Source organism: Paenibacillus sp. J22R3 (assembly GCF_056269305.1).
The window spans coordinates 382,765-404,227 of record NZ_JBWDNS010000004.1 but is presented as its reverse complement, the minus strand read 5'-3'; the positions used below and the strand labels follow the sequence as shown (position 1 = coordinate 404,227).

At 49.3% G+C, this 21,463-nt stretch carries 15 protein-coding genes and 1 pseudogene; 2 read left to right on the top strand and 14 right to left on the bottom strand.

The features are described 5' to 3' along the window. Positions 1-52 precede the first annotated feature (52 nt). The 12 genes from AC0YN4_RS20575 to AC0YN4_RS20520 all read right to left on the bottom strand — a co-directional run bounded on the left by AC0YN4_RS20575 (position 53) and on the right by AC0YN4_RS20520 (position 16,069). The gene (locus AC0YN4_RS20575; protein ID WP_475836629.1) at positions 53-2,887 is read right to left on the bottom strand and encodes a GxGYxYP domain-containing protein; all 2,835 of its coding nucleotides are present in this window, start codon (positions 2,885-2,887) and stop codon (positions 53-55) included. A gap of 314 nt (positions 2,888-3,201) precedes the next feature. Beyond that, positions 3,202-4,404 carry a GntR family transcriptional regulator gene (locus AC0YN4_RS20570; RefSeq protein WP_475784053.1) on the bottom strand — a complete coding sequence of 401 codons (1,203 nt, stop codon included), beginning with the start codon at positions 4,402-4,404 and terminating at the stop codon, positions 3,202-3,204. Positions 4,405-4,483: 79 nt separating this feature from the next. Then, positions 4,484-6,511, bottom strand: a complete 2,028-nt coding sequence (locus tag AC0YN4_RS20565) for a GxGYxYP domain-containing protein (RefSeq protein WP_475784052.1) — start codon at positions 6,509-6,511, stop codon at positions 4,484-4,486. Between the two features lie 628 nt (positions 6,512-7,139). Next, the gene (locus AC0YN4_RS20560) at positions 7,140-8,408 is read right to left on the bottom strand and encodes an FAD-binding protein (RefSeq protein ID WP_475836628.1); all 1,269 of its coding nucleotides are present in this window, start codon (positions 8,406-8,408) and stop codon (positions 7,140-7,142) included. A 49-nt stretch (positions 8,409-8,457) separates the two neighbouring features. Beyond that, the gene (locus AC0YN4_RS20555) at positions 8,458-9,192 is read right to left on the bottom strand and encodes an NERD domain-containing protein (RefSeq protein WP_475784050.1); all 735 of its coding nucleotides are present in this window, start codon (positions 9,190-9,192) and stop codon (positions 8,458-8,460) included. Positions 9,193-9,422: 230 nt separating this feature from the next. Next, on the bottom strand, positions 9,423-10,331 hold the full coding sequence (locus AC0YN4_RS20550) for an ATP-dependent DNA ligase (RefSeq protein WP_475784049.1): 909 nt from the start codon (positions 10,329-10,331) through the stop codon (positions 9,423-9,425). Positions 10,332-10,415: 84 nt separating this feature from the next. Further along, complete coding sequence (locus tag AC0YN4_RS20545; RefSeq protein ID WP_475784048.1) at positions 10,416-11,021, bottom strand: MSMEG_1061 family FMN-dependent PPOX-type flavoprotein; 606 nt, start codon at positions 11,019-11,021, stop codon at positions 10,416-10,418. Positions 11,022-11,152: 131 nt separating this feature from the next. Continuing rightward, entirely contained in the window at positions 11,153-11,644 is a 492-nt protein-coding gene (locus AC0YN4_RS20540) for an S-layer homology domain-containing protein (RefSeq protein ID WP_475836627.1), read from the bottom strand. A 46-nt stretch (positions 11,645-11,690) separates the two neighbouring features. Further along, positions 11,691-12,917 (bottom strand): MFS transporter, encoded by a 1,227-nt coding sequence (locus AC0YN4_RS20535; protein WP_475836626.1) that lies wholly within the window; start codon positions 12,915-12,917, stop codon positions 11,691-11,693. A 111-nt stretch (positions 12,918-13,028) separates the two neighbouring features. Next, positions 13,029-15,071 carry an alpha-amylase family protein gene (locus AC0YN4_RS20530; protein WP_475836625.1) on the bottom strand — a complete coding sequence of 681 codons (2,043 nt, stop codon included), beginning with the start codon at positions 15,069-15,071 and terminating at the stop codon, positions 13,029-13,031. A gap of 199 nt (positions 15,072-15,270) precedes the next feature. After that, the gene (locus AC0YN4_RS20525) at positions 15,271-15,660 is read right to left on the bottom strand and encodes a hypothetical protein (protein WP_475784185.1); all 390 of its coding nucleotides are present in this window, start codon (positions 15,658-15,660) and stop codon (positions 15,271-15,273) included. Positions 15,661-15,718: 58 nt separating this feature from the next. After that, positions 15,719-16,069, bottom strand: coding sequence for an ASCH domain-containing protein (locus AC0YN4_RS20520; RefSeq protein WP_475784044.1), 351 nt, complete (start codon positions 16,067-16,069; stop codon positions 15,719-15,721). Positions 16,070-16,164: 95 nt separating this feature from the next. Between AC0YN4_RS20520 and AC0YN4_RS20515 the strand changes: the two are divergent. Next, a pseudogene (locus AC0YN4_RS20515) lies at positions 16,165-16,272 on the top strand (tyrosine-type recombinase/integrase); the annotation flags it as partial. A 147-nt stretch (positions 16,273-16,419) separates the two neighbouring features. Here the strand turns inward: AC0YN4_RS20515 and AC0YN4_RS20510 are convergent. Then, positions 16,420-17,355, bottom strand: a complete 936-nt coding sequence (locus tag AC0YN4_RS20510; protein WP_475784043.1) for a hypothetical protein — start codon at positions 17,353-17,355, stop codon at positions 16,420-16,422. A 204-nt stretch (positions 17,356-17,559) separates the two neighbouring features. Between AC0YN4_RS20510 and AC0YN4_RS20505 the strand changes: the two genes are divergently transcribed. Then, positions 17,560-18,600, top strand: a complete 1,041-nt coding sequence (locus AC0YN4_RS20505; RefSeq protein ID WP_475784042.1) for a YheC/YheD family endospore coat-associated protein — start codon at positions 17,560-17,562, stop codon at positions 18,598-18,600. A gap of 310 nt (positions 18,601-18,910) precedes the next feature. Here the strand turns inward: AC0YN4_RS20505 and AC0YN4_RS20500 are convergent, their stop codons facing one another. Next, positions 18,911-20,887, bottom strand: coding sequence for a collagen-like protein (locus AC0YN4_RS20500; RefSeq protein ID WP_475836707.1), 1,977 nt, complete (start codon positions 20,885-20,887; stop codon positions 18,911-18,913). Positions 20,888-21,463: the final 576 nt, after the last annotated feature.

Here is a 21,463-nt window from a genome sequence, read left to right as displayed (position 1 = left end):
GACGGTTTCATAACCGCGGGTTTCTCTCTCTTCTCTCTACAGCAGCGCAGACCTAATTAATCGTAATTCGATCGGCCGTTATCGTGGCTACGTCGTAGAAGTACACTCTATACTCCAGTTTACGGTTAAGCGCCTGATTAAACGTCAGGTTGAAATCCTGATACGTGTTAGCCGCCGTAAACTGCTGCCTCGTAATGTCCGCCTGTGCCACAACAGCACCCGCTTGTGCGTCCCAGACATCGATTTTGGCGACATTCAAGTTGTCCAGCGTGTTGTTGTCTACCTTGAGGCGGAATGTTATTTGACGATTGCCGATCGGTACTTGGGTATCATACGGTCCGTAAACCATATGCCCTCCGTTGTCCAGCGTCGGACTCGCCTGCCAGCCGTCGCCGCTTACGCGTCCGAGTCCATGACCTACTACAGTGCCTTCCGCTTCATATTTGCCAAGTCTGGTTGTTACTGCAACCTTGTCGACGTTGATAGCGGCTTTATCCTTGTAATTCACCCTGAATTCCAGCGCACTTCCGGTTGGATTAGTGAAGCTCAGGCTGAAATCCTGATACGCATTGTTCGCCTTGAATTGATTCCGGTACACGTCGAGGGCGGCGAGCGTCTGTCCGGTCGAGTTGTCCCGAACATCCAATGTAACGACATTGTCGTTTACGCCCGTAATGGAATCGATCTTCATCTTGAACGAAGCCGTTAGTTGACCGACCGGAAGCGTATTGTCATACGGCCCCCACATCATGAAGCCGGAACCATCTTGGGTTGTGTTCGCGCTCCAGTCACTACCGCTCGCACGGCCAACCGTATGCGAGAACGCGGTTTCCGCTTCATACTTCTTCACGACGGCAGCCGGGTCAATCGGCAGCTGATTATTTTCCCGCATGAGCTGGAAGTACGTGTCCGGTCTAACGAATACGATGTTGCTGTTGCTGCTGAAGTTGTTGACGGCATTGATAAAGCTCTGATACGTGATGCCTTCCCATGGATTCGACTGAATGGTAACGAAGCGAGGCGACGTTCCGTTCCAGCCTGAGATGGCTCCGTTGATTTCGGAAATGATCGACGCCTCCGAGTAACAATACGTTGCGTTGAGCCCTTGGCTAGGTAGCGTATTGTCATACACGGTGATGGCTCCACCTGCGTTCTGAGCTGTCAAACCATATAGTGAAGGTGCATATTGAGCAAAGCTGTTCCCTACGTTTGCATTCGTTGCGCCATTGATTTGATTCCAAACCGTAAGCACTCGCAGGCCCGCACGGTTCATATAATCGTTGGTCAACGCCACATAGTTGTTCAGATAGGTCTGATTCCCCCAGTAATTCGGGTACGTATAACCGATACCCGTCGGTCCGGAAATCAATTCATCATTCGGCGTGGCCGTGTTGTACAGATAGTTCAGTACGCCCGGCATGGCATCCAGCATGGCCGGAGATACGGTCCAGCCGAGCGGCACCGTCCCTCTATTCGGATGATCCCAGAACGTTTTGAAGCGATGCTCCAAATATTGAATGTTGTCGCCATCGCTCAAGATGAGCGAAATATAGATTTTGTTCTCCAGCGGCGGCTTATTGGGAGTGCCCTTCACGTTGACTGTTCTGGATGTACCACCGAACACCGTCAAATTGGATGCAAAATCACTCGCAATCGTGGACACGCCATATTCGGAAACGGTCTGAATGCCTAAGCCCTCATCCGGCCACCAGCCCATATAGATCCCGCTGCCATAGGGCATGTCAGCCAGGAATTGGCGAAGCAATGTATTCTCAGCTGTAATTGCCGGGTTCAGCCATATCGTAGCCGCACCTACCGCAGTGGCATAATCACGAAGAAAACCTTTGATACCCGGGTTCAATCCGACAATGAGCTTATGCGTGACCAGTGACCAATAATTCGTATACAAGTATTGATAGACTTGCAGCTTGGTCGTGAAATCGCCGCGCAAATCATTAAGAATCGGCAAATTGTAAGGTGCTGCAGTAAGCTTCGCAACCATGCCTGGCGACGCGACAATGCCGCCACTAAGCGATGCGATTGTAGTCGCCAGATTCACGGTATCCGGAAGCGCGGCATCATATACGACAATCCCGCTAATCTCGCTTCTGTATTTGGTAATAAGCGTGTACTTGTCTGCCACATCGGCATAACCGAGTCCCAAGGAATTCGGCCAGTTGTACTTGCCTTCCTCGTTGTTAACCGCATTATCGAATGTATAAATCCGGGGCTGGGTTTTGTTGACGAGCCCTTTGAGCGTCGTGAAGAGCACCGCTTCTTCTTCCTTGATCAAAGGCCTCGCGCCTACGCTATTGACTTTCATATAAGCGCCACCGTGCCAGAACACCCTGAATTCGAGCGCATGCCCGGCAGTCGCATTGGTGAAAGGAACTTCAAACCGCTCGTAGACAGACGCCTGTCTCCATTCTTTCCGTGTAATACTTCTGCTCGCTAATACAACGCCGCTCGTGCTGTCTCTGACATCAACCGTTACCATGACATCATCGTTCGCCGTATTATTATCGATTTTCAAATCATAGAAGGCACTGTAGCTTCCGGTAGGAATCGTGGTCACATTAGGTCCGGTAATCATGTTGAGATTAGGCGCATCGATCGAGGTCTGTGCCAGCCAGCCATCGCCATCCAAGTGACCTGTCGCATGTCCGACCGCCGCACCTTCCCCTTCATACTTGTATTCGACATCATCCGTTCTCACATCGATCAGATCAAGCGTGGATGCAGGGGCCGAGAAGGAAGGAAGCACTTGACCCGATGGCCAAGTAAGCCCGGCTGCTGCTGCAGGTGAAGTCGGGAGAAGCGGAAGCGGAGATGCTGAGGCAATGATGACGGCTGCCAGTCCTAAACCAATCCATTTCTTTACTCTCATTTTCATCCTCCAATACGTTCATAATTTGGAATCCAAATGAATGCCGGCCATGCGCGTAATTCTATACTCGATATAACCCGTATCCTCCTTCGCTTCCGAATAATTCCCTTTCTCCTGTGCTGTAAGTGCTTACAATGTAAATTAAATATATCGTATATATTCTATAATATCAATATACATTACAAGCAGAAGTTACATAAAATTTGTTAAAATCATACCGCTCGAGCAGAGACGCTAGATGATAATAGTCATGCGAAAAAGCCGCTTCCTCCTGCGTGGAGAAAGCGGCCTGCCTAGGTTGCATATGAAACCTACTATTTCCGGCCCTTCGCGTACTGAACGACAGGTCCGGTCGATTGACCGACGACCAGCTTAGGTTCGAGAACGATTTTGTGATACCCTTCATCATCGTTTGGACGGTCCAGCAAATCAGTCAGAATACCAGCCGCCCTGCTGCCGATTTCTTCTTCCGATTGCGCGATATGCGTATACCATTCCTGGCTGTCCACTTCCGAAGACGGATCGTCGAATGATAAGATCGACAATTGTCCGGGGACATTCAGCTTCATACTGCGGGCCAACCCGGAAATGTAGAGAGCGAGCTTCGCATTCAACGTAATATAAGCGGTTGCTTGACCATTCTTGAGACAGCGAGCCAATGCATGAGCATCGTCCTTCTGATCATAATCGATGACAAGCTCCGTCAGAATGAGCGCCGGATCAATCATCGCTCCTCTTTGCTTGAGCGCTTCAACATAACCGGCAATCCGCTCCTCAACCGTCACTGTCGGAAGCGGCGAGTCCGAGCAGATCGCAATGTTCCGATGGCCAAGCTCCCATAGATGGGAGACCGCTAATTGCGCTCCCAGCCTGCTGTCCGAGCAGACGAAATGCGTTTCTACCCCCGGCAAATACCGATCAATGAGCACGAACGGAAACTGACTCATTTTGAGCGACAGGATCTCCTCATTATACGTTTCGGCATCAATCGGGAAGATGATCAGACCGGCTACATCCTTCTCCAGCAGCTGAACAATCGCTTCTTTCTCGAATGCATTGGAATGATTCGTTAAGATGACGGCCAAGTAATAATCGCTATGCCTCATAATCTTGTTCATCCCCTCAATCAAACGAAGGGCAAAATAATCATCCAGCGACGGGATAATAAACCCGATCATCCGCTTACCGAGCGGACGCTCACGTTCGGCGATCCCCCGTTTCTCGCGCACAATCTCCGTTATTGCCGGCAGATTCTCAGTTGGGGAAGGAGGTACCTCGGGAACGAAAGGCATATCCTTGCTTACAAAGCTGCCCCTGCCCGGAATCCGATAAATCCACCCTTCCTTGGCAAGCTGGGTTAATGCATTGGCAATTGTGATCCGACTCACATTGAAATCGACCATCAATTCCTTCTCGGAAGGAATCTTCTCGTCAATCGTCAGCGCCCCGGAACCGATCAGCTTCTTAAAATGCTCCTGTACTTGGAGATATAGCGGCTGTCGCTCTTTCTGCATCATGGATAACTCCCAACCCAAGTTAATAACTTATTTAATATAATAAATACAATACTTTGATATATTATATGTTGTCAATGACTTATTTAGTCGATAAATTGGGTTCAATTGGCAAACCTTTACTTTCACGAACCAGCTGGAAATACGTGTCCGGACGTACAAACACAACATCTTTATTGGACAAGTATTGATCCCTTGCGTTCACGAAATTCTGATACGATACCTGCCACGGATTAGCTTGTATGGCTACGAAAACAGGAGATTTGCCATCCCATTTCTTAACGGCTGCTTCAATTCCATTGGTTAGGTCGCTTTCCGCGCTGCCATAAGAGACGTTCAGCTCTTGTCCCGGAAGCTCATTCTTGTACACTTCGATCTTGCCGGTACCAAACTGGGAGGTAAAACCAAGCAGCGAAGGTGCATGCTCTGCGAAACGATTGGCAGCCTCCGGCGTGATCTCCCCTTTCACGTAGTTCCAAATGGTCAACACCCTAAGTCCTGCTCGCGACATATAATCATTCGTGCGGGTGACGAAGCTGTCGAGCCCCTCTCCGTCCTTCCAGAAGTTCGGGTACGTATAGCCCATCCCCGAAGGACCGGAAATTAACGCATCGTTAGGCGTTGCCGTTTGGTACAAGTAATTGAGGATACCAGGCATCGTATCCACCATTAGCGGCGAAACTGTCCAGCCCAGCGGCACCTCGCCTCGGTCAGGGGTATCCCAGAATTTCTTGAAAGAATGCTCCATATACTGCAGATTGTCGCCATCGCTCAGAATGAACGACACGTAGATTTTATTTTCCAGCGGCGGCTTCTTCGGCAGTTCAGGTACCGTAATCTCGCGCGAGGTTCCGCTAAACACGCTTAGATTAGAGGAGTAGTCGCTCGCGACGGTAGCTAATCCGAAGTCGGAGGTCTTCTTCACTCCTTCACCTTCATCCGGCCACCAGCCCATATAGAGCCCGCTTCCGTAAGGCATATCCTTCAGAAATTTATCGAGCAGCTCGCTTTCCTTCGGCTCTTTCGGATTAAGCCAGACGACAGCGGCTGTGAGATTCATTGCGTAATCTCTGAGATAGGATTTAAGCGTTGGGTCGAGGCCGATAATAACGCGGTGCGTAACTTTGGGCCAATAGTGCTCCAGCATATATTCATATACATCCAGCTTTGATGTGAAATCACCGCGCAAATCCTCCAGTATGGGCAGGTTGTAGGGAGCTCCCGTCAGCTTCTCCACCAGTGCCGGAGGTGCCACAATTCCGTCCTTCAAGCCGGCAATCGTCGTTGCCAGATTGATGGTATCCGGCTGGCTGTCGTCATACACGACAATACCGCTTACTTCCGAGCGATATTTATCGAGCAGCTTCCAGTTATCCTTCTCTTCTTTGTAGGCAAGACCGAGCGAGGTCAGCCATGACGTACCTGTGCTGCCATTCACATTATCGGTGAAAGCGTACAAGCGAGGTTTGGTTTTATTGACTACACCTTTCAAGGAAGTGAACACGAGGTTCTCATCCTTGCGAAGTGCCCAGGAAATGCCGATGTCGAACACCTTTACAGTGGATTTGCCGGTCCACTGCACCCGAAATTCAAGAGCTTGCCCATCTTCCGAGACGGTAAAAGGGAGCTCGAAGCTCTGCGACGCATTCGGCAGCTTGAAATCCCAGTTCGATATATCAAGCGAAGCAAGACTCGTACCCGCTTCTTGATCGAGCACCTCCAGTTTAGCTACAACCCCATTTTCATTCGCAAAGCTGTCCACCTGCATGTTTACAATCGCCTTGTTCTCCCCGGCCGGCATGTTCGTTTGATTCACAATGTCCAGCATCGGAACATTCGGCGCATCACTGCCGGCTGTGGCTAGCCAGCCATCTCCGTCTGCTTTGCCGGTTTTATGCGCTAACGAGGCATCTTCCGCCTGGTAATAGAAGTTATCTGTGGTGTACATTAGATCGAGTGTTGACGCCGGCTCCTCGAACGAAGGCAACGCTTGCCCCTTCGGCCAATGGACCCCCTCCCCTTTACTAGGCCAAGCAAAATAAGTGGTGACGGCTGCAGCAGCTACGACAATTACGGAACCGAATAGAGTAAATATAAATCTGCCTTTCAATGGATCTCCTCCTATTGGGACGAATGGTTGGTTGATGGGTGATCACATGATGTAAACTTCTTAATATTTACTATAATATATATAACAAATAATATCTAGGATGAATGACAAAGATGGCATGGCGGTTAAAACCTGTACGACTCAACGATCGCCGCGCTGAACGTTTGCATGCCACCTCCCTCGTGCCGAGCTGAACATTGCCATACCTCTCCCCCTCTCGTACCGGGTCCCGAAAATCTATCGAACTGTAGGGCCTTATTTGGCCGAATTGCGGGTTCCCGAAAATCTAACGAACCGCAGGGGCTTTATTTGGCCCAATTTGAGCCCCCGAAGTTCTAACGAATTGTAGAGGTCTTATTTAGAAAAATCGGCCCAAAAATTCCCTAAAACCGTCAAATAAGACCTCCACGGTTCGTTAGAACTTTTTTGGAGCTATTTTCGGGCAAATAAGCCCTGTACGATTCGTTAGAATATTCCGCACGGCAGCACAGCACCGTAGAACACCCTGCACCTGTTGAGCTCTGCGTCACTCATAGTTAATTTCTATAGTTCGTCCTTTTATAAACATGAAAAAAAGCCGCCGACTTAGCCGGCAGCTTCATGTTCATATGCTAGGGAACAACTAAAATTACGTCCCTAATATATATTGGTTTATAAATGCATTGCCGAATTTACCTTCCGGATCATAGATGCGAAGCAGCTGCTGAAAGTCAGGTAACTTCTCGTAGTGGGATTGCAGCTCGGCTGGCGACATGGTGAATAGCTTCCCCCAGTGAGGACGAGCATGGAATGGTTCAAGCTGCTCTTCTATAATCGGTAACAATTGTTGAACGGCCTCCCAATTATCCTTCCATGTAAAATGGATGGCCACCATCTCCTGCTTGAAACAAGGGCTGAGCCACAGATTATCTGCGGCAATTGTGCGAATCTCAGAAACATGAAGGAACGGCGATATCTGTTCACGCAGGCGGTTAATCGCACACAAAGCAAGATAAGCATCCTTACGCGGAACAAAATACTCACTTTGCAGCTCCTCTCCCGCACTCGGAGTGAAGTCCATGCGGAAATGCGGCAGCCGTTCATACCACGGTCCTGCGATTCCCATCTGTTCGCTGCAATTCACTGGAGAGGCGCCAGGCACTGGGTGCAGATGCGATTCCGCTAGCGTCGCATCGTAAAACTCAGGTTCCGCTATCATCGCCGCGGCAGCATCTGATTGTTTCTTCTTCATCCACAATTGATTAAACGACGATGACTTCCAATCTGTAAACAAACTCACGCTGTAGGCACTGGAGAAGATCGCGTCAAAGTGGTTCTCGAGCTGCACCAGCGGCAAAGTTTCGTATATAACCTGACTCATATCAAAGGCTGGAACCACGTCTAGTGTGATTGTCGTAACTACGCCTAATCCCCCAAGCCCAACGACCGCCCCGGCGAAAACTCCATCCGCTCGATCGCGAGCGAGCACTATCGTCTCCCCGTCCGCTTTCACTATCTCTAAGGAATAAACCGCTGTTGCGAGATTACCATTCAAATCCCCAGAACCATGCGTTGCTGTAGCTACCGCGCCTCCAACCGAAATATGTGGCAGCGATGCCAGGTTATGCAGAGCATAACCGTTACTATGAAGATAGTGACACAGCTCTCCATACCGAATTCCCGCTTCCACCGTTACTCTATTGTTCGTGCGATCTAATTCGACCACTCGGTTCAGCTTCTGCAGCGAGAGATGACATCCGTTCGTATCGGCGATTGAATTAAACGAATGGCGTGTACCAAGCACCTTAATTCGATTGCTGCGAGCAACTAACGCTTGTACTTGTTCTACAGTTTCAGGAACATGAACCTCCGAGGCGTTGTACTTGAAGTTCCCTGCCCAGTTACGATTATTTTCCACAGTAAGACATCCCTTCCTGGACTAATCTTTAGCGTTATTACATGCTTCGCTATCCCTTGAGGATATACCTGCATCTGGGGTAGGCACTGCAGCCTTTAAACTTTCCGTACTTTCCTGTGCGCTCGACAAGCTCACTACCACATTTGGGACATAAATTGTTTGTGACCATTCTTTGTTTTGTAGCCGCTACCTCTTTAATGGCTTTCACGTGCTCTTTCTTTACTTGCTTACCATTCAACTGACTTGCCTTCAAAACCGCTACAATATGTTCTATTTGCTGCATATCCAAAACGACATCATTATGCTTCTCTATCGTTCGAACGAGCTTGGAAGCATAAACAACTTCTTGCGAAGTCTTTACTTTTAAATCAGCTCTTCCGCTAAAGCTAACGATTCCTATTAGCGGTAGATTATCTCCATCAGGAAACAACGAAGCGATCGCTTGAATATGTCCGTAATTTTGCCGCAAAGGATTGTACAATTTTTCCTTACGTTTATAAATGACCTGTGTCCAGTATTCAGATCGCTCGTCTCCAACAATCCAGCCTCGATAGTTTTTCGTTTCAATAACGAAAATACCATAAATAGAAACAACCACATGATCGATTTGCGTGGTTCTCCCTGATGTTGAGGGAATAGTTAAATCATGAATAACTTCATACTTCGTCTTGTCTAACTTATTCAATTTACGTATGACGGATTTCTCTCCAATAATACCTTTAATAGTTGGAGATTTATTAATGATGGCCAGGATTAATACTAGAAGCAACAAAATATAAATCATAAATATCCTCCCTGATCGCTAATTGCAGCGTATATATGTTTCTAGTAGTTACGACCCATATATTCTGCCACATTAAAAAATATAGGTAAATGTAACTATCATTGGAAACGAGAGGCTGCACAGTGCATAGAAAAGCACCGACCGTTGTTACATAGAATATGCATTAACAAAGAGAAGCCAGCCACGATTGTTCTGTGGTTGGCTTCTTTTATCACATACGCATTCCCTTATCAATCATAATCCCAAACACATTCCTCCGGCTGTTTATCAGCCAGGAACCCTCTAAAAATCGTAGTTCTCAGCTGATGCATATCCGTTCGCTCCAGATAATCGATTCGGCAGCACAAGCGCGGCTCGATCCACTGCGTTTGTTGATTTGCCGCGGTATGGAGCTGCTGCGCGATCGCCAGGAATACCTGCTTTTCTTCCGGCTTGATGCCAAATTCAACGGTTCCTACAGGCTTATTCCTAATCGTCTTGAAGTGAAGTCCGAGGACAAGCGCAAACGGTTCTGTCCGATAACCGAGAATTACCGTGTCAATGGACTTGAAATGTTTGATTTTCAACCAATCCGGCGATGTCTTATTCAGTTGGTAGCTGGAATCCTTCCGTTTCGCGACGATGCCTTCCATGTTCTTCTCTTTCGTCATCGCGAACAGGGCCTTGCCCCTCCCGTCGACAAACATGGTTTTCGTGAGAACCTGTGAATCGGACACGACATCGGCTAAGCGTTCCTTCCTCTGCAGCAATGGTTCATGCACATGTGCTCGATCCGTATATAAGAGATCAAACACCACGAAAGTTGCCGGATGCGTAAGCGTCGCTTGTGCGATTCTTGCAGAATGGCTTAGCCTCCCACGATACGCGAAATCATCAAACACGGGCCGTCCCCCGCGCATACAAATCCCTTCGCAATCCAAAATAGCCGAGTCCGCCTTGATTGCGGACGCCGCTTCCTTCAATTCGGGAAACTTGGCTGTCACAAGGTTTCCGTAGCGTGTATAGGCTTCAATTCGTTCGTTTTGCTTATGAATGAGCATGCGCCAACCGTCATATTTGGGCTCGAAAATATAACCTTCATTGTCGAAGGCTTCTTTCCCGATACTCACAATCATGGGCTTCAAAGCAGAAAAGAGCATAGGTGGCTTCCTCCCCCTATACTCTATTGTCGCCGCAATGAATAGAGTGCAAACCAGACGGCTGTATCTCTGTATTTCTAGCTGCTACTCGGATTCTTTTTCAATCACATAGCCGTTCTTCGTAATATGATCCTCGAACATCCGTTGTATATTAGGGAACTGCTCACGTTCAAGCCATGTTTCCGTTTTCCATAAGCTCGACGTATTCAGCGCCCGCGGGCAATGAACGAAACACTCTTCAACAGTTACCTTCACTGCGAATTGCGGAGGTCTGCCATTCAGAGCCATGCTCTGCTGCAAGGTCTCGTTATAGACCATGCGCGCCGTTCCGTTAATGCGAAGCACCTCATTCATCCCAGGCAAAATGCAAATCATGCCAAGCCGAGGATTTTCCAGCAGGTTCATCATCGAATCAACCCGTCGGTTCCCCATTCGCTCAGGAAAAGCTAATGTATGATCATCCAATACCTTCACAAACCCTGGCTGATCGCCGCGCGGTGATACATCGCATTGGCCTTCGGCGTTAGACGTCGCGAGAAAAAACAGCGGACATTGGGCCAAATAATTACGGACATGATCATCGATATGGTCGATGGTTTTCTTAACAACAGCTTCATGCGGAACGCCTACCAGCTCCCGCAGTCGCTCAATAGAGTCGATAATTTCGTCTTCCGAATGGTTATAACTCATTTTGTTTCTACCCTCTTCCTGATGTTGGCTTCTATCATCCTACCCGCTGCCGCGGATTAATGCAAGGTTGAAAAAAACAGCCGATTCAGATCGAATCGACTGCTCTTCTTGTACGTTATTTCAAGCTAATCCTATTTCAACAGCCAGTCTTCCCAACCATCTTCATAAGCCGCATAAACATGCGAAATGGACGCTTCCATTACATCGTCATAGGCCCAATAATCAGCTGTAACGTCTGTCCACTTCGCTGGAATTTCAATCATCCACGGTTCGCGGCTGAGCAGTTTATTGAAGATGGATACCGCTTCCGCACGGGTAATCGGTTGATCCGGTTGGAAGGTTCCATCCGGATAACCGGACAAAATGCCCTGCTGCGCTGCTGCAGCAATCGCTTGCTCCGCCCAATGTCCATCTACATCCGAGAATGTTGTGCCGTCTTTCGCTTCCCACTTGTAGATATTGTAGAGAGCTTGAAAAAATTCAGCACGAGTAACGCGAGCCTCCGGCTTGAAGCTTCCGCTCGGATAACCCTTCATCCATTGCTGCTTAGCTGCTATCTTAATAGCGTTAGCCGCCCAATGTTTGAATATATTTCGACAAAATTCGTCATAAATAGAATGCAAACAATAAAAAACCTCCTACAAGTTCAATGAACTCATAGGAAGCCTCTTATTCATTAGTTAAAGATCGTAGCCGTCTAAGCGACGGAAACAGAACCATCCACAGGCCTGCTACCACAATCGTGCCAATGCCCCCGATGAATGCGGCTTGGACCGGGCCAACCATGCCGGCAAGCGTGCCCGACTCAAACTCTCCCAACTGATTAGAGGTTCCGATGAAGAGCGAGTTTACCGCATTCACGCGGCCCCTCATCTCATCCGGCGTTTGCAGCTGCACAAGAGAAGAACGAATGACCACGCTGATGACATCTGAACCCCCGATAAGCAGCAAGGCAACCAGCGAAATCATGATATTCGTCGATACCGCGAAGAGCATGGTAGCTAATCCAAAAACACCGAGTGCTCCGAACAGAATCGGACCGAGCGCTTTCCTCAAGGGGTAATAGACTAGCGTAATGGACATCAACAGCGCGCCAACGGCAGGAGCCGTCCGCATGATACCTAATCCCAGTGGACCCGTATGCAAAATATCCTCCGCGAAAATAGGCAGCAGCGCTGTCGCGCCGCCAAGAAGAACGGCGAACAGGTCAAGCGATATCGTTCCCAAGATAACCGGGTTGCGTCTGACGAACACTAAGCCGGAGAAGATGGAGCTGGCCGTCACCGGCTCAGGCTTCCTGACTATGATCTCCATGCGGATGAGGAATGTAAGAATCCCGGCAACTAATAGTGCCACTGCCGCTGTGACATAGACGAATACCGGTCCCACCGCAATAAGAACACCGCCCAGGGTCGGTCCGATGATCTGAGAGGTTTGTCCGGTAGAGGTTGTCCAGGCGATCGCTTTCTGCATGAGTTCCTTCGGCACCAGCATCGGCAGCAGCGATGAAGACGAAGGACCCTCGAATGCTCGGCAAGAACCAAGAATCGCTGCAGCTACCAGGATCTCATTTCGCCCAAGCCATCCGGCTAGGTTCCCAACGAGCAGCAGCGCAGCAATTCCACTTTCGATGATTTGGCATAAGAAAACGATTTTCCTCCGGTCGTAGCGATCCGCAACCTGCCCGACAACTAACGTCAGCAGCATCATCGGCAGAAACTGTGCCAATCCCACGAGCCCAAGGCTGTAAGCATCATGCGTCAATGCATACATCTGCCAGCCAATCGCAACCGAGAGCATCTGGAAGGAAGTCGAGGATAACGTGCGCGAAACCCAGAATTTCGTAAAAGAAGGCTGCCGTAGTGTAGCTTCCGTTTCCAACACGGTGCAATTCACGCCCTTTCGGGATAGATAATTTCCATACTAGTCATGGGAATTGTACTCGATATTCATCAAAAAGACTACCTCCTGAAGGAAGTAGTCTAGTTATTCTCGTTCTCGCGATGTCTAAACTTTCATCCGCACACGGAGCAGCGTGGAGTCCATCGGCGAGAGCTCGCACACGACAGCCTCTTCGTCCCAGGACAAGAGAGACGTCTCCGTCCATAAGTTATCGATTCCTTCAACAAGCCCCGCATCAATCTGTAGTTGCTTATAGGAAACCCGTTTGCGAACCGTATCGGTCTCGCTTGTATTGAATAAAGCTACGTAAACGGCATTCTCACCCGGACTCGATGCCGTGAAGATATGAGCGCTTCGCTCGCCGTGGACTTCTTCGGCCGGACGGAAAGTGAGCTGTCTGCCTGCTAACCTCACGATTTCTTGGTTGGCGAGCAAACCTTCTACTCGAGTCCTTGCTTCGTCTCTGCGGAAATCATCGCTAAGCAGAAGTACGGACCCCCCGATAACGGTGGCGTTTAACCGGCTCCTCGCCTCGTTCAGACTCGATATGCCTTGCTGAAAGCTTTTGTACATGACCGTATGATCCGGATCATTGTATGCATAGATGCGATGGTTCATCCACCATCCATGCGTAATGGAATTCAATAAATATTCGTTGTCCTTATTCAGGCCGAACGCATCGCAGGAGATTCTCCGGCTATGTGCAAAATTGTACGGGAACAGCGGAGCAATCGACAAGTTAATGAAAATTCGCTTCTCGTCCCCTTGCGGCTCCAGGCAATCACGCAAGTAGCACATCGCCATGTAATAAGCGGCAGTTCCCGTCGTAATATCGCTGCGGAAGTGATTGCCCTCCATCGCAGCATGGCTTAGGAAGTCCAGCTTCAAGTACTCGTAGCCCCATGCTTTGAACTTGTCCATGTAATACTTAATCCGCATGAGCGTTCCCGGATGCGTCGGGTCGATCGGTAAGGCTCGGTCCAGAAGTGGCAGCGTATTCCCATCGTCGTCCCGCAACAACAGGTCATCTATTATATATTGGCCGTTCGTTCCTGGAACGACTGCATTGCGATCTTCGAAAAACTCCCAGAAAGCAAACGGCGCCCAATAGATGCCGGCTTTTTGTCCGTTAGCATTCACATGCTTCACTGTAGCCAAAAGCTCTTCCTCCGGCCAACGGCTCCATAAGGCATCTAGATTCAAGTAAACGACACCGTTCTGATGGACTTCGTGCTTATCTGTCATTTCCTTTAAGAAATCGGAGGCATTCAAGTATACATCTGTCGTGAGGTCCCCTCCAATCGCAGCGAAGCTGTTCCATCCGAGCGGAATTTCGCCATCCCACGGCATGGCAGGAGACACCTTGTGGTTCGCTTCTCCGAAGCTCTCCATACCGTCCCGATAATCTTCAAAATACCCTAGGAATATGTGCGGCGAACGGATGCTGCTGCCTACCACTTCACCATGCGGCAGGGAATCCCGCGTTTCCTCGCTCGACACACCTCCGTAAATCTCGAAAGCGTCTATACCGCCGAGTGTGCCCTTGATTGTAATGCCGGTTTTCCACAGCTCATGTGTAACCGAACCTGCAACCACGCCTCTGCGATCACCGGATTCGTAGAGTGCCGTAACCTCATAGCTTTCCCTTGCCGCATGCACATAATGAGAGCCATAACGGGTCCATCTATCGTTGTCGTAAGGAACGTAGAGCATTTTCAGATCCGTTGCGCCCGCAATCTTAAGCTCGCCTGTCCGATATTGGCTGACCGCAAGGGGAGCCATACGGTTGCTCCTAATTTCCCCAGCAGACTCTGCTTCCAGTTCCGCAAACAAGTAAGGCAAGTGATCATAGGAGCGGAAGATCTGGCGCAATATGGGCAGTCCGGCTGAGCGATGCTCGATAACCAGCATGATACCGCTTCCAAAATCATCCTCAATGGCCCCAGAGCGATCTTCCGCAAACGCATGGCTTTCATAATCGGTTGTATAAATTCTTTCACCGAACATTTCTATATAAGCGTAGGAGTCTCGAAGCTCCCACTTCTCGTTGCCGATAATCGATACGGTTCCGCTCTCAAGATCGGCCGTAATGGAATAAGACGAATGCTCTACTATTGCCGACTTTTCCTTCAGGTGAATTCCGTTCATGCTCTCGGTCCCTCCCTAGAGTCATTACTTCCATTTTTCTACCTATTAAGGATCCTTGCATTCGGCCTCCCTTCACGAGAATAGTCAGCTTGGCACTTCTATTAACTCACATTTGGTGGCAGGTAACAAGGGAAAAGAAAGTACGGCGAAAAAGACTGCCTCCTAATAATCGGAAGCAGTCAAGGGGCGGCGCTTATCATTACCAGAAGGTAGGCTTCACTACCATAAATGCCAACATACAAAGCAGGAGCACAAGGTAGATCCATAGCGACCGAGCAAGCAATCGAATGATGATTGCTTTGTCTTGGCCCGGTTCATTGAATTTCCGTATTTTCGGAGAGAATGCGCGAGCCAGGAAGAGTAAGGACCCAATCAAGAGCAGGATCGTCAAGACGATCCAGGATGTCGACCAAGACCACGAGCCCACAAGAACAAGCAAGATTCCGGAACCAACCAACACATGGCCTGCGTGCTTCGCCAAACGTATAGCGGATCGGAACGTATTCAGATAGGCATTCTGCTCTAAGGCTTCTGCCGTCCGGAGCTTCTTCATCACGGGAATGAAAATAAAAAAGGGTCCAATCGACATAATCGCGCTAAGGATATGTATATAGAGCAGCAAAGAGTACCAGAAACCCACCTTCTATTTACTCCTGTACCTGACTAAATTCATGCACCCATACACGCATATGCGGCAGCCATGGCATACCGGGGTGATAGGATAAGATCGATTGCTTGTAGGCTTCTACATTCTCGTACCCTTCTTGCTTGGCGTGCTCATCGGTGAGCTCACCAAGCGATTGCGAATACACCTTTTCAACTACGAAACGGTGCCCTTGAAGCTCCATGATTTCTCCGACATCGGCATACCGCCCATTACGCCGAGTTGCTGTTTTAATGCCTGCTATCACTTTCTCTACGTCCGGCTTAACCGTTACCAATCGCTCTATCGAGCATGTTTTGGGCGGCAACTCATTACTTTGATTCATATTTATCATCCTCCTAGACAATCTAATCACTATAACATAAATAGAATGCCCAATTCTAACTGGAAAATTCTTCTGCGCACACAACTCGTATGGAGAGTACTCATCTCGGCCATAAGAACGACGATGCAACCAAGAACGTGTATCTGCACGTCACCAAACCAATGAAAAAAGAGGCATCCCACAAGTTCGGTGAACTCATGAGAAGCCTCTAGTTTTCTGCCTATGTTACCCAATCCATCACCCATTTCAATTTTATGGCGTACTCACCCTTGCAGCTACTTCAATGACCGATGCATTGCTGCATGCAAAACAGGCTACGATGAAATTTCCAGCATAGCCTGTGACTCTAACATTCTTACTTAAGAAGGCGTATACGACAGAGTGGCGCTAAATGAGAGTTGCGTGATATCTGCTGCTGAGGGATCTGTCGATTGTAGCGTCCTTATACGAATCCCAATACGATCACCTGCAGCAACTACTAATGGTCCCAAATTGATATTCGTTGCGGCACGGAAAGTGCCCGCTGTAATGATATTATTCGGAAATCCGAATCGAACTGAACTGGTTAACGGTGTTGTCACGTAAGGTGAAGCACTGTGATCAATCCCGCTATTAGGAACTGACGGTGCGAGGAATACTGTAAAATCATATTGAAGGCCGAGCGTATTTATGGAAACCACAGAAGCAACCAATAGATCTGCACTGATTTGTAAATTTTGAACAGTACCCGCGAATGGAATTGGGAAAGCAAATCCACCTGCTTCGGGTGGACTGGTTGATTCTCCGGAACCGTCAATAACTTCAACCGTGTGATTGCCAAAGCCCATTAAAATCGGAGCTGCCGATACCACTGTAGCACCGCTAATGATGATCCCCGTCGAAAACGGAATCAATCCTCCAGCTCCCGCAGCCCCTGTGGATCCTGTTGGTCCTGCCGGTCCTGCTGCACCTACTGCTCCTGCAGGACCCGCTGGTCCTGCCGCTCCCGCTGCTCCTGCTGGTCCTGCTGGTCCTGCTGGTCCCGCTGGTCCAGTTGCTCCGGCAAGCCCTGCTGCTCCAAGTGCCCCAGCCAGACCTGCCAGACCTGCAGGTCCAGCCTCCCCAATTGCTCCTGCCAGTCCTGCTAATCCAGCTGGTCCAAGCGCTCCCGCAAGTCCTGCGGGTCCTGCTGCTCCTATTGCTCCGGCAAGTCCTTGAAGCAATTGCGCCCCTTCCGCCGGAGGCCCTGGAGGTCCTTGTGGCCCTCTCGGTCCTTCCGGTCCCGGAGGTCCCGGAGGACAGTTATGTTTCCCCATATAGTCTCGTCTCCTTATTTAGTAAAGTAAAGCTGTTTCATCATATTCATCATCCGGCAAATGGATGGGAGTAGTTGCCTACATATTTAAAAATGGGTGGTAATTATTGTATATTTTTCCAACCTATTATGTCTTTGTCCCTATCAAAACTACCACTCCAGCATTTAATAGTACTAGCGATCGAAGACTGGGAGAGTGGATAGATTGGAGAGTCAACCGTTAGTAGGGATTTTAGTAACCGAGAGAAACAATAGAAAAAGTATTTTGAAACTCTATCAGCGGTATGACAAATTGAAGATGAAGCTTTTTGCCTTTACCCCGGCGGATATTGATTGGGAGGAAGAACGTATCCATGGACTCAGCTTAAATAAGGGCTTATGGAAACAAGGACTGTTTGTTTTTCCTGATGTCGTCTATAATCGCAGTTTTAACAAGAAAACAATCACCATTCAACGCTTGGAGAACGTGATTGGCAGGAACAAATGTTTCAACACTATCAACTTCTTTAACAAATGGGATCTCCATAACCTATTGAAACAGTCATCTCTAAGCGCCTATATACCAGACACTTATTTATACAATGATGTGAGCGTATCATCGGTAATAGAGAAATATAAAACCGTATATATTAAGCCTACGTACGGTTTTAAAGGGAAATCCGTCTATCGTATCGAGCAAACGACTACAGGGGATACACATATCTCCCTGAACGCCCTAGCTCCAAAATATATATGCAGAGCGAATGAGAGCATTGCGGAAAAGTTAGATGAGCTTCTCGGATCAGGGAACTATATGGTTCAGCAGGGAGTTAGCATACGTCATCTGAATAATCGTTATTGCGATATTCGAGTCCTTGTTCAAAAAGACATTCGGGGTGAATGGACGGTTTCCACCAGCGCTTGCAGAGTAGCTTATCAGGATTATTTCAACACGAGTGTTTGCGAGTTCATTTATGACGCCGCGGAAATTTTCCACCTCTTATTTAGTCCAGAAAAGACAAATGAGATGCTCCAATCTCTTCATGAAATAAGTGCAGCAGCTGCACAAACAGCAGAAACTCATATGGGTTCATTGGGCGAATTGAGCGTTGATTTTGCTTTAGATGACGCAGGAAAGCTATGGATCATCGAACTTAACGGGAAACCCCAGAAAAGCATGTTCAACGACCTTCGTTGGTTTAAAGACAAAGACATCATCTACAGCAGACCGATGGAATATGCCTATTACCTCGCTCGCTCTGAGTGATAATTTTCACAGAATAGTTCCTGGTATACGTGTGACTCTTACTCTGAAATTATTATTTAAATTGCGACTCATCTGATCGATGAGGCTCTCCGGCAAACTAGGCAAGCCGAAGAGCTACGTTAAAATTCCGTGCGGAAGCTGATAGTCAGCGGCACGGAATTCCGCACGCGGAGCTCGCGGCAGAGGCGTAAGCTGAGAGAGCACGGCGATCAGCGGCGGGTGCTGCAACCTCGTCGAGCATGACGGCTAAAAGACGAAGTCCACGAGTAAATGCTCCGGACTTCGCCTTTTTGGCATGTTTTTTGATTTTCTAGCCGAGTTGCGTGATAACAAGATGTGCTGAAACAGGCCTTGTTCCTCCTGCGACAGGAGTTATGGTTAGTGCCGTAGCATTACCAGCAGGATTTCTTACAGTGAGTATTGAGTTGGCAGCTATCGTTTGTACAAGAGCCATTCCTATTATTTGTGAAGTACCTGTTGCTCGCCCGACCACCGTATAGGGTAGCTCTACGTTATTTAGTGTCAAATCCAATTGACCCGCTTCGTCCACACTTACTTGAAACAACACCTGATAAGTGCCAGTTGCAGATAAGTTAAATGTACTGGGACTTGTTCGGGCAATAGCAGTCCCACTAGAAGGACCGTTTTGCGGAAAGCTTACGTCTGTACCAGGAGCAACTGTCGCTGCATTGTCAGAAGGCATTAACGCAAAAAAATCTGCAAAGTTCAAGACTCCGGTATCGCCCGTTGCTCCGGTTGCTCCAGTTGCGCCGGTTACTCCTGTTGCTCCTGTTGCTCCTGTTGCTCCTGTTGGGCCGGTTACTCCTGTTGCTCCTGTTGCTCCTGTTGCTCCTGTTGCTCCTGTTGCTCCAGTTGCGCCAGTTTCTCCTGTTGCTCCGGTTACTCCTGTTGCTCCGGTTGCTCCTGTTGCTCCGGTTGCTCCTGTAGGGCCGGTTACTCCTGTTGCTCCGGTTGCTCCCGTTGCTCCTGTTGCTCCTGTTGCTCCTGTTGCTCCAGTTTCTCCTGTTGCTCCGGTTACTCCTGTTGCTCCGGTTGCTCCCGTTGCTCCTGTTGCTCCTGTTGCTCCTGTTGCTCCTGTTGCTCCAGTTGCTCCAGTTGCGCCAGTTTCTCCTGTTGCTCCGGTTGCTCCTGTTGCTCCGGTTGCTCCTGTTGCTCCTGTTTCTCCGGTTGCTCCTGTTGCTCCGGTTGCTCCTGTTGCTCCTGTTGCTCCAGTTGCTCCAGTTGCTCCTATTGCCCCGGTTGCTCCGGTTGCTCCGGATGCTCCAGTTGCTCCGGTCACTCCTGTTGCTCCGGTTGCTCCGGTTACTCCTGTTTCTCCGGTTGCTCCAGTTGCGCCGGTTGCTCCGGTTACTCCTGTTGCTCCGGTTGCTCCTGTTGCTCCGGTTGCTCCTGTTGCTCCGGTTGCTCCGGTTGCTCCTGTTTCTCCGGTTGCTCCTGTAGCTCCAGTTGCTCCGGTTGCTCCTGTAGGGCCGGTTGCTCCTGTTGCTCCTGTTGCTCCAGTTGCTCCAGTTGCTCCAGTTGCTCCTATTGCCCCGGTTGCTCCTGTTGCTCCGGTTGCTCCAGTTGCTCCGGTCACTCCTGTTTCTCCGGTTGCTCCGGTTACTCCTGTTTCTCCGGTTGCTCCAGTTGCGCCGGTTGCTCCGGTTGCTCCAGTTGCGCCGGTTGCTCCGGTTACTCCTGTTGCTCCGGTTGCTCCTGTAGCTCCAGTTGCTCCGGTTGCTCCTGTAGGGCCGGTTGCTCCGGTTGCTCCGGTTGCTCCGGTTGCTCCTGTTGCTCCGGTTGCTCCTGTAGGGCCGGTTACTCCTGTTGCTCCTGTTGCTCCTGTTGCTCCGGTCACTCCTGTTGCTCCTGTTGCTCCTGTAGGGCCGGTTACTCCTGTTGCTCCAGTTGCTCCAGTTGCTCCAGTTGCTCCAGTTGCTCCGGTTGCTCCGGTTACTCCTGTTTCTCCGGTTGCTCCTGTAGGGCCGGTTGCTCCGGTTGCTCCGGTTGCTCCTGTTGCTCCTGTAGCTCCGGTGGCTCCTGTTGCGCCGGTAGCTCCGGTGGCCCCTAATGCTCCAGTGTCGCCGGTTGCTCCTGTAGCTCCGGTGGCTCCTGTTGCGCCGGTAGCTCCGGTGGCCCCTAATGCTCCAGTGTCGCCGGTTGCTCCTGTTGCGCCGGTAGCTCCGGTGGCCCCTAATGCTCCAGTGTCGCCGGTTGCTCCTGTTGCACCAGCTAATCCATTTACTCCAGCTAACCCAGTGGATCCCGTAGGCCCTGTTGGACCCATGGTTCCTGTAGGTCCTACAGGTCCACCTGAAGAACCAGTCGCCCCTGGTATACCAGGGGCACCAGTAGCACCGGTAGCACCAGATGGCCCTGTAAATCCATTCGCACCTCTAGCTCCTGTTGAACCTGTTGGTCCTATTAAACCTCTATATCCTGTTGCACCTCTGCCACCTGTTGCTCCCGTTGCACCTGTTACTCCTGTTGAGCCTATCGCTCCTGTTGCACCTTTGACACCCGCTGCTCCCATTGGAGCATTTATGATTATTTTAGGAGGAGGGCACTTCACAATTTTCTTCTTTTTCTTAACGACGTCTTTTTTACATTTGTCTCTCTTTTTCAGACGATCTACTTTACAATTTTTTCTGTTAGATTTATACATCCATTTAGCCACCTAGGTTTCCATTTTGTTCATATTATGGAGTTTGTCTAGGTCGGTGTTCTTCTTGGGTTTCAATATAATAAAAATGTGCTTATTTACGGCGTACTTGGCTTTGTCCGTTTGCTTTACAATGGATGTCGATCGCGTAAACCTCGATTTAGTAATGTCGATGGGTGAAATGCCAAGGAAACTGGCTTG